At 57.1% G+C, this 9,013-nt stretch carries 8 protein-coding genes and 1 pseudogene; 2 read left to right on the top strand and 7 right to left on the bottom strand.

What is annotated here, in order from left to right; all coding sequences use genetic code 11:
- Positions 1-293, bottom strand: a 293-nt coding sequence (locus N554_RS0129440; protein ID WP_029586741.1) for an HAD family hydrolase, incomplete at its 3' end; no start/stop codon positions are given.
- A gap of 191 nt (positions 294-484) precedes the next feature.
- Positions 485-1,270: an SDR family NAD(P)-dependent oxidoreductase gene (locus N554_RS0129435; RefSeq protein WP_029586740.1), complete on the bottom strand. Its 786-nt coding sequence runs from the start codon at positions 1,268-1,270 to the stop codon at positions 485-487.
- 129 nt (positions 1,271-1,399) lie between these two features.
- On the opposite strand from N554_RS0129435, the gene N554_RS0129430 reads away from it, so the two are divergent.
- A complete protein-coding gene (locus N554_RS0129430; protein ID WP_029586739.1) occupies positions 1,400-2,569 on the top strand; it encodes a zinc-dependent alcohol dehydrogenase in 1,170 nt (389 codons plus the stop codon).
- A gap of 53 nt (positions 2,570-2,622) precedes the next feature.
- Here the strand turns inward: N554_RS0129430 and N554_RS0129425 are convergent, their stop codons facing one another.
- The 5 genes and pseudogenes from N554_RS0129425 to N554_RS36650 all read right to left on the bottom strand — a co-directional run bounded on the left by N554_RS0129425 (position 2,623) and on the right by N554_RS36650 (position 7,685).
- Complete coding sequence (locus N554_RS0129425; protein ID WP_029586738.1) at positions 2,623-3,528, bottom strand: NAD(P)/FAD-dependent oxidoreductase; 906 nt, start codon at positions 3,526-3,528, stop codon at positions 2,623-2,625.
- 804 nt (positions 3,529-4,332) lie between these two features.
- Positions 4,333-4,941, bottom strand: coding sequence for an NUDIX domain-containing protein (locus N554_RS0129405; protein ID WP_029586737.1), 609 nt, complete (start codon positions 4,939-4,941; stop codon positions 4,333-4,335).
- 54 nt (positions 4,942-4,995) lie between these two features.
- Positions 4,996-6,084, bottom strand: coding sequence for a DUF305 domain-containing protein (locus N554_RS0129400; protein WP_245283752.1), 1,089 nt, complete (start codon positions 6,082-6,084; stop codon positions 4,996-4,998).
- A 118-nt stretch (positions 6,085-6,202) separates the two neighbouring features.
- Entirely contained in the window at positions 6,203-7,060 is an 858-nt protein-coding gene (locus N554_RS0129395) for an SIR2 family NAD-dependent protein deacylase (RefSeq protein ID WP_051677778.1), read from the bottom strand.
- Between the two features lie 123 nt (positions 7,061-7,183).
- Positions 7,184-7,685, bottom strand: a pseudogene (locus tag N554_RS36650) (ferritin-like domain-containing protein).
- Positions 7,686-7,947: 262 nt separating this feature from the next.
- On the opposite strand from N554_RS36650, the gene N554_RS0129385 reads away from it, so the two are divergent.
- Positions 7,948-9,013 (top strand): DUF892 family protein (locus N554_RS0129385; protein WP_036054522.1); only part of this gene is annotated, 1,066 nt, incomplete at its 3' end.

Below are 9,013 nucleotides of genomic sequence, written 5' to 3'. Positions count from 1 at the left end.
GTTAGCGCCTCGAATACGTCACGCACGCCGGTGAATGCTTTCACGCTTCGCAGGTATTTCGCTTCATAAAGTTTGCTTTTGGCTTCCATCAGCCTCTTTCGCTCGGCCCCGTCGAGAGCCGGTGCAACGAGTTGAAGGGTTTGGTTACCATCGAGGCCGGAATAGAGCTGCAGAACGTTGTACGGAACGGTGACCCCGAACTCGTCCAAGGATTCCTGAAGGCTCAGCAGGTTCTGCCGCACGCTATCCACCAGCGTGCCCTCGACGTCGAATATGTAGCCGGAAAACAGCATGTTGCCTCGATGTAAGGCAAACGCCCATGAACCGGCATCGTTGCATAACTCCATCAAAATAGATGAGAACGGCGGAACGCTATCGCTCGAAGCGATTGCCCAACGCCATAGAACCAAGTGGCCGCAACTCTTTTATCTTGGACCGTCCCGCCTGGTACACTGTCCAAAACGAAGCGATTAGATCCCTTCAATCATTTCTTCGCCGTGCCCGGCTCGGCCTTCTTGCGATGCTGACTGGCCAACATGGCGGCGGGCGTCACGTTGGCGACCGCAGACTGCAGCCTGTTCTTGAAGCCGCTAACGACATCGCCTTCACCTTTCATCATGGCGTCGAAGCCAATGTTTGCGACCTCGGAAGCATCATCCTTTTCCGCGGTGCCGATGTCCGTATCCATCATGTCCGCACGTCTGAAGAATTCGGTTTCGGTGGCGGCCGGCATCAGACACGTCACGCTGACACTGGTATCCTTCAGCTCCTCCCGCAGTGCGAACGAGAATGAATTAAGGAAGGCCTTGGTGCCGTTGTAGACTGCCTGAAAACTGCCCGGCGTGAAGCCGGCGATCGATCCGGTGATCAAAATGCGTCCAGCTTTTCGGCGCCTCATGTCGTTCCCGACCTTATGGATCAAATAAACTGTCCCGGTTACGTTGGTATCGATAACGCGCCGCACCGCAGTGAAGTTCTGATCCAGGAACGCGTGCCCAAGACCGCGCCCGGCATTCGCCAAAAGCGCGTCGACTGGGCGGCCCCGCCCAGCTGCATAAAGTCTGTCGACGCCCTGGACCGTAGCAAGATCAGCTTGCAGGGCGTCGACTTGTGCACCGGCGCTCCTAAGCGATGCCGCAGCCTGCTCGATGGCAGGCTCATCGGCCGCGATGAGGAGATCGTACCCTTCCTTGGCGCAGCGTTTGGCGAGTTCCAGCCCGATGCCGGTCGAAGCTCCCGTGACGATCGCAAAAGGTCGGGTGGCGGACATATGGATTCTCCCGTGAAACTTTGATCGATTTTAATTCGCGTTCTGATTTTGCGTTCCGCTGACGACGCGAAGGAACTCATCTTCATATTGAAATTTGTGTCTCCATACATTTCGAACGGAGACGCTCCCATGAAAGCGCTGACCTGGCACGGCAAGAACGACATCCGCTGCGAGAGCGTGCCAGACCCTAAAATTCAGGACGGCCGCGATGCCATCATCAAGGTCACCGCCTGCGCGATCTGCGGCTCCGACCTGCACCTGTTCGACGGCATAATGCCTTCAATGGAAAAGGGTGACGTTCTCGGCCACGAGACCATGGGCGAGGTCGTCGAAGTCGGCCCGGAAAACAGGAAGCTAAAAGTCGGCGATCGCGTGGTCGTGCCATTTACGATTTCGTGCGGCGAGTGTTTTTTTTGCAAAAACGGATTCTTCTCCGGCTGCGAGCGATCGAATCCGAACCAAAAAATGGCCGAGAAGCTTTGGGGCCATTCGCCCGCGGGCCTGTTCGGATATTCCCACATGCTTGGCGGGTTCGCAGGCGGCCAGGCCGAATACATGCGCGTCCCCTATGCGGATGTCGGCCCGATTAAGGTGCCCGAAAGCTTAAGCGACGAACAGGTCCTGTTCCTGTCCGACATCTTTCCAACCGGCTTCATGGCGGCAGATTTTTGCAATCTTCAGGGAGGCGAGACGGTAGCAGTCTGGGGTTGCGGCCCGGTCGGCCAATTCGCGATCAAGAGCGCATTTCTGCTCGGCGCGGACCGCGTGATCGCCATAGATACCGTTCCGGAACGCCTCGCGCTCGCCAAAGCCTCGGGCGCAATCACGCTCGATTTCAAGAAGGAGGATATCTACGACCGCCTTCAGGAATTGACCGAGGGTCGCGGGGCGGATGCCTGTATCGATGCGGTCGGCACCGAACCCGAAACCGCATCGGGATTCGATGCAGTTGTCGATCGGATCAAGGTCGCGACATTCATGGGCACGGATCGCCCGCACGTTTTGCGGCAGGCTATTCACTGCTGCCGCAATTTTGGAACAGTTTCCATCGTCGGCGTCTACGGCGGCTTGCTTGACAAAATACCCATGGGATCAGCGATCAACCGCGGCCTGACTTTCCGGATGGCACAAACCCCAGTGCAACACTATCTGCCAAAACTGTTGGACCGGATTGAAAAGGGTGAGATCGACCCATCCTTCGTAATTACCCATCGCGCCACGCTTGAGCAGGGCCCAGAATTATACAAGACGTTCCGAGCGAAGAAGGACGGCTGCATCAAGGTAGTCATGAAGCCGTGATGCCATACATTTTGACTGGCGTGGAGGGCAAACATTACGATGCTTGGCCGGTATCAGCGGAAGTTACGCGGCAAACTATTGTGGATATGCGTTGCCGCGACGGCCGCATGGCCTGTTCCGACCGCGATCTGGTGAAGGTCCGAAACGATGTCTCCCACCGCGTAGAGACCACTCACGGTAGTTTGCTGATGCACGTCGACCTCGAGGCAGCCGAGAGTGTTATGGCGGGCTCCAAGTTTTGTGCCCAGTCGTGAGCGGACGTCACATCCCAAAGCGGGATAGATGACGTCAAAGCTTTCGTGGCTTCCGTCGCTCATCACTGCGACCATCCGTTCGTCCAGGCGCTCGAAAGCCACCACATGCGCCGCAGGAAGGCGGATGGAGGCCTCTGCCAAATCGCGACACACCGCCTCGCTCGCCGCCTTGCCGTCCAACGTCAGCAAGGCGACGTCCTTTGAATAGGCACGCAGGAAGAGGGCCTTGCTGGCAGCGTCTGCAGCGCTGCCCAACACGCCGATGCGCAGGTCGGATGCCTCGAACCCGTCGCATATCGGACAATACCTGATAGCCCCGTGATCGATGGCTTCTTTCAGCCCCGGAATGGGAGGGTTGCGGTCCACCAGGCCAGTCGCAAGAACTACGCGTTGTGCCGAAATGTCCGCTTGTGAGCATCTCGCCAGGAAACCGGCTTCGGCTTTTTGTAAATCCGAAACCCGGTCGTTAATAATCGCGACGCCATAGGTCTTGGCCTGCTTTGCGAGCGCATCCAATAGTTTCGGCCCCGCAATTCCATCCGCGAAACCCGGATAGTTGTGGGTTTCCGGAATCAGCACCGCGCGGCTTTCGCCACTATCGATGACAACGACCTTGCGCCGGTATCGCGCAAGGTAGATGGCCGCGGTCAAGCCGGCGGGCCCGCCGCCGATGACCAAGCTGTCTGTGCGGTTCAATTGAGGCATAACATTTTCAAGTCGACAAAGCAGCGCTGCGTCGGACGACACTGTGCAGCTGGCCAGTGTCTGGGCGACCGAAGCGATTGTCGGCCCGGAGCTTTCGAGACCATTTGTCCTGAGATACGCCTTTAGCCGCCAAGCACGTTTCCCCAGCCGGCAAAGACGAAACCGTTCCAGGCGATGGTCCCATCCCGCCGCTGGACGTGGCTGCATCGGAAGGCATCGGCTTCTTCACCGCTCCAGGTAATGATCGCATCTGATCTCTGATCATGAAGAATGGCCGGCTCAGGTCAGGCAGATCTTTCGCTGCGGTGCACCGCCTTCTCGCGCAGATCTTCAATGAGCGCTTGCGCTGTCTTCTGAGTGTATAGCTCACCCTACTTGTCCGGAATGTCTGCCTCCTGGCAAAGTCGCTTGATCTCGTTCCTCTGCGCGTCGGTCATCGGCTTCTCGCCATCACTGCTGGCCATTTGCGTTCTCCTGTCTTGCGCCGATCAACGATCTCGCCAAAGCCACGTTCCACGCCTTGAAACAAGATTCCATCTCCGGCGTTATGCGGCTACACGCTCGAACGAAGGACGCAGCAACATGCATATGAAAGTGATGACGGAGCAGTTCGTGCTGGATGGCGACAAGCTTACCCATACGCCGACCGGCGCTACGTTTGGCTCGGCGACAAGGATGTAGTGTCTTGCGACCAAGGCCGCCTCAATCTCGATACCGGCGACGATTGCAACCTCGACGAACTCAAGGATGCAGCCTGGCGCATCAAGACGGTGGAGCGCAAGTCGTGCACCTAGGGAACTGATCTCAGATAAAGTCTTGGGTCCCTGCTCGAGCCCGAAGACGTTCTCCAAAATATTGGATGAGAACGACCGTTTTGGCATCGATGATCTCGCCGGCGGCGACCATGACGGCGGCCTGCTCTAAAGTGATCTCGATTACCTCGATATCCTCGCCCTCCTCAGCCAAGCCGCCGCCCTCGGACACCTTGTCCGCCGGCGAATAGGCGCAGGTAAAGAATGTAATTTTTTCCATGATGGCGGCTGGACTTGCATAAAGTTCAAACAGCCGATCCACTTTCTCAATCCGATAACCGAGTTCTTCCTCAATCTCCTTGATAATTCGCTTCTCGGCCGTCTCATCATCCAGCTTGCCGGCACAAGCCTCTATTGAGCGGTCCAAACCATCCTGCAGATAGATCGGCAATCGCAACTGGCGCGTCAGCAGCACAGTATTTCGATCGGCATCATAGGGAAGAATCACGGCGGAATTGCCGTTGTCGTAAACTTCGCGCTTGCGCTCTTGCCAGCTTCCGTCACGCCTGCGCTGTTCGAACGTGATGCTCATCAGCTTGCCCTTGCCTTGGGCGAGCGTCTGCGTGTCGTTGATACGTATCGTGGAATTGTCCTTCGTCATGACAGATTAACGCCGCAAGCGCCCGGTGGGTCCGTTCGAACCCTGACGATCTCTTTATCTCTTGGAGTTCACATTATCGGCAAGCATGTTTTGGATGGCTTGGCGGACGGCTGGCAAGCCGCTTGTGCCTTCCATCAGAGCGATTTCTCCTTGCTGCTCGTGACGGATGGCATGGGCCATGACCCGGAGCCGAAGGTCGCCGTTTCCTTGGAGTTCCTTGTCGGCCATGGCGACAGCGCCGGCATGGTGAAAGGTCATCAGTTGAACGAACAGTTCGTCGAACGATGCCGGCTGTGCCTGCCTGAGCCCTCTGACTTGCTCCGCCGTCAACAACCCCGGCATCTCCGCGCGCTCCGCAGCCGAACATAGCGCCATTGGCTCCTTGAACCAGCTTTGCCACCAGGATTCGAAGATCCTGTTCTCTCCTGCCTGGCTCGCAGCCATTAATCTTGCCAACGCACGAAGGTGCGGATCCATAGCTCGTTGCGCCGCGATGGAAGCAAGCTCGATGCCCTGCTGGTGATGAGTCCGCATGTGCCGCATGTAAGTCTGATCAGCGAGTTTGTCCCGCCCTAGCCAGGGAATCTCAAATCCCCGCGGGCTTACGAAAGCTGCAATACCGATCGCTGCCAGAGCTATCAGGAGGCCGCCGAACCAGGATTTCAGGAAGGTATTCCGCTTGTCACTGCCCGCCCCCTCGCTCGGCCAGCGAAGCCAATAAAACAACGGATAGACGATGGCTGATGATAGGTGCACCAAGAGCCCGATCCAGTAAGGCTGTTGGAGGGTGAAGACCGGTTGCGCGAACGGAAAGACCGGTACCAGAAAAAGCCATTCAAGCGCTGAAGTCAGCATCGCCCAAGGCAGCGCCAGCAGCGCGATGGAGCCCGGTGCCAATCGCGAGGTCCACCGGCCAAGCAGACCGAAGAATACCAGCGCCCATGAAAAATCCGCCCATTGGTGGAAGGCGACCCCGATCGCGACGGCGGACCACGATGGCTCGGCCTGCAGCGCCCAATCCCGGGCCGGAATGGCCGCGACCGACATCCAGTCGACGGCCGCATCGCGTCCGAGACGCGCCGCAGTTAGCTGACTGATCAGCGTCGAATAGCTACTGCTGATCAGTCCAAGCAGGATGGCCACACGCCAATTCGGCCAGTCGCTCACACGCCGGGGTTCAGCCGCCTTGATACTTGCCCGAGCTCTCAATGTGGCGACCCCGATTCGGCGCAGATAGGGAGTCCTTCGCTAGGACTTGCCGTCACGACGCGCGAATTCTTGCTTGGATGTCTGCAAGGAATGCCACTAGCGCATCATCCAGGCAGGCTCCGCTTTCGGGTATCAAAAGCGTAATTCCCCAGTGGGCCAGTATGGCCTCTTGCACTGGGTTCGACGAGGGCATGAACACGAACGAGCGTGGGCGATGTTCCTTGTGACCTGATTTTTCCCAAGTCTGCCAAATGCCGTGCAGCAGCAGGCGGATATTGGGGTCCGACATGCTATACCCGATGAACAGGATGGTGCGGCCCAAGGCGTCCGCGCGAAACTTGATATCGAGAGGAGAGTCAAACGATAATCGATTGAGAAAATCGGTCTCGGTCAGAACCAGTGACGCATCGTCATCGAAATCGCCATGGTACTTTATGATATGCGTCACGCCTTCCGCAGCGTCCGCAATCTGCTTGGCATTCGCGATCTTTGCATAAGGTTTATTGTAGACTTCGAACGCCGTCTCGAGGTTGCGATCATAATTGGTGGTATAAATGGCCGGGAAGTCCAGCTCGACAATGAGTTTATGAAGATGCGACCCCGAGACGCGATCTGAAGCAACTTTCCAGTTTCGATCCAGCCAGCTTCGTAAAGGACCCATTCCACCCTGCTTCAGGCGGTAGAATTCGGCCAGCATTTGATAACCATCGTTCATTCCATCGATCACATCGGGATTGAGCTCGAGCTCTTTCAGCAAGTGATCAACAAGAGTTTGCCATGACGGAAGCCCTACGGCCATCGAGACACCCGCGCCAACGAACAAGATCGCGTGACGCCGCTTGATGGCGTCTGCCAAGACATCCCTGGAAGATGATTTTCGCTTTCCTACACTTGCTTCTGAAGAACTCATCCGGTTTCAATTGGGTCAGAGTTGCTCCGTACTCAATTCGCGATCAGCCTTCGAGACGGGACCTTGCGGCTTACGCGCGAGGTTACTGCGCGCTCCCATTAGGAAGAGCAGCAGACTTCTTCATTAAGCTCCTTCAAGCGGCTTCCGCCTTCCGCTCCTCCTCCTGGCGATCTTGTTCAGCGCACCTGCGGTCTTGCTCTCCTCGTTTAGTGTCTCATCGAAAAGACGCATAGCCTCCAGATTGAAAAGTTTTGCCGCCCAGCATTTTCAATGTGCCGTAACGCGCAATTTGATAGTGTTCGAGCGCCTGGGCCGCAGCGAGAAAACCCGCATTTAACGTGGTAGCACTCTCATACTCAGCCACAATACTCTTGAACTCGTCGAGAATGCCCGCGACCGCTTGGCATTTTTTTCCGCGGGCATTCTTGCCGAAGAGATCGAGGATCCGCTCGGGACGCTCGACCTGGACTTCGGTTTCCTCGTGGTGTTTCTTGAAGGCAGCCCGTAGCTTAGCGGAGGATGCAGCCGTCGCCATTTTCGGATGAGATTTCAGAATCGGCTTTTCGGCCCAATAAATATCCTTCAGCCCTTCCAGGAAGAGGTCGTTTGAATCCTTATCCGCCATGTCCGGGATGCCCCGTGAATAGAATCACCAAACACGGATCGGTGTCGTTAGTTCCCGATGCGGTGCCGTAAGTCCCCTCCGGTGCATTGTCCCTGCCGTCAGGATGGCTTCAGAGGCCACCTAGCCATTGCCGTGAGCCCTTGCTCACGGTTGGCGGTTTCCGTGGCGACATCTTTTCATGTTTTTCGCGGGAACGATTGAGCTTCGATCCCTGTTGCAGGAGTCACTCTATCTCCTGCTCTCTCCTGCCAACGAGGCCACCATGTACCATCACATCAAGAAGCTCATGTTCACCGTCCGCGTCGACGAACCAGACCCGCGTTTTGGCAATATGCTTCTTGAGCAATTCGGCGGGGCTAACGGCGAACTCGCCGCTGCCATGCAGTATTCAATCCAGGGTCTCAATTGCGAAGATCCCGACCGCAAGGACCTGCTGATGGATATCGGCACCGAGGAGCTAAGCCATCTCGAGATCGTGGGTTCGCTGGCGCGGATGCATCTCAAGCCGTCAAAGTTCGACCGTCAAGCCGCGGAGGCTGACCCTTTGATTGCCATTGCGGGCGGCGGAGGAGTCAACCTTTTCAACTCGCAAGGCAATCCCTGGACCGCAGATTATCTGAAGATCACCGGCGAACTGGATGTCGATCTTCGCAGCAACATCGCCGCCGAAGCCCGTGCCAAGATCGTTTATGAGCGGCTGATCAATTTTTGCGATGATGCCGGCACCAGAGACGCGCTGCAGTTCTTGATGACCCGCGAAATCACACATATGAGGGCATTCGCTCTGGCGCTTGAAAGCATGAGCAAGCCGGCCTTCAGCATCGGCCGCATTGCGCCGACGCCCGGCCTCGTCAATCAATTCTTCAACGATTCGACCGGTGCCGGCGACCACGGCGAGATCGATACCCGTGGCCCGTGGAACGAGGGTGAGGACTGGGTCTATGTTGAATCGCCTGCGATCCAGAGCAGTGAGCCCGGTGCCGCTTCAGCCATTGTCACCGAGAGTTCGCCCGCGGAAAGTCCGGAAGGCCTCGACGAACTCCTGATCGATGAACTTCGCGACCTCCTTCACGCCGAGAAACAACTGACAAAAGCGCTCCCCAAGATGGCCGCAGCGGCGCGTTTCGATCAGCTTCGCGAGTTGTTCGAGCAGCATCTCGCCGAAACCGAAGAGCAAATCGAGCGGTTGAACGAATGCTTCAAGCTGCTAGGCGAGACCGCCCGCGCCAAGCCCTGCAAGGGAATGATGGGCCTCGTCGAAGAAGGCCAGGAGGTCATGTCCAAAGGCGAAGACAAAGAGGATGCCGCCGCCGATCTTGCATTGATCG

This window comes from Bradyrhizobium sp. URHD0069, assembly GCF_000701345.1.
Lineage (GTDB): Bacteria > Pseudomonadota > Alphaproteobacteria > Rhizobiales > Xanthobacteraceae > Bradyrhizobium.
This window is presented reverse-complemented; position numbering and strand designations above follow the sequence as displayed.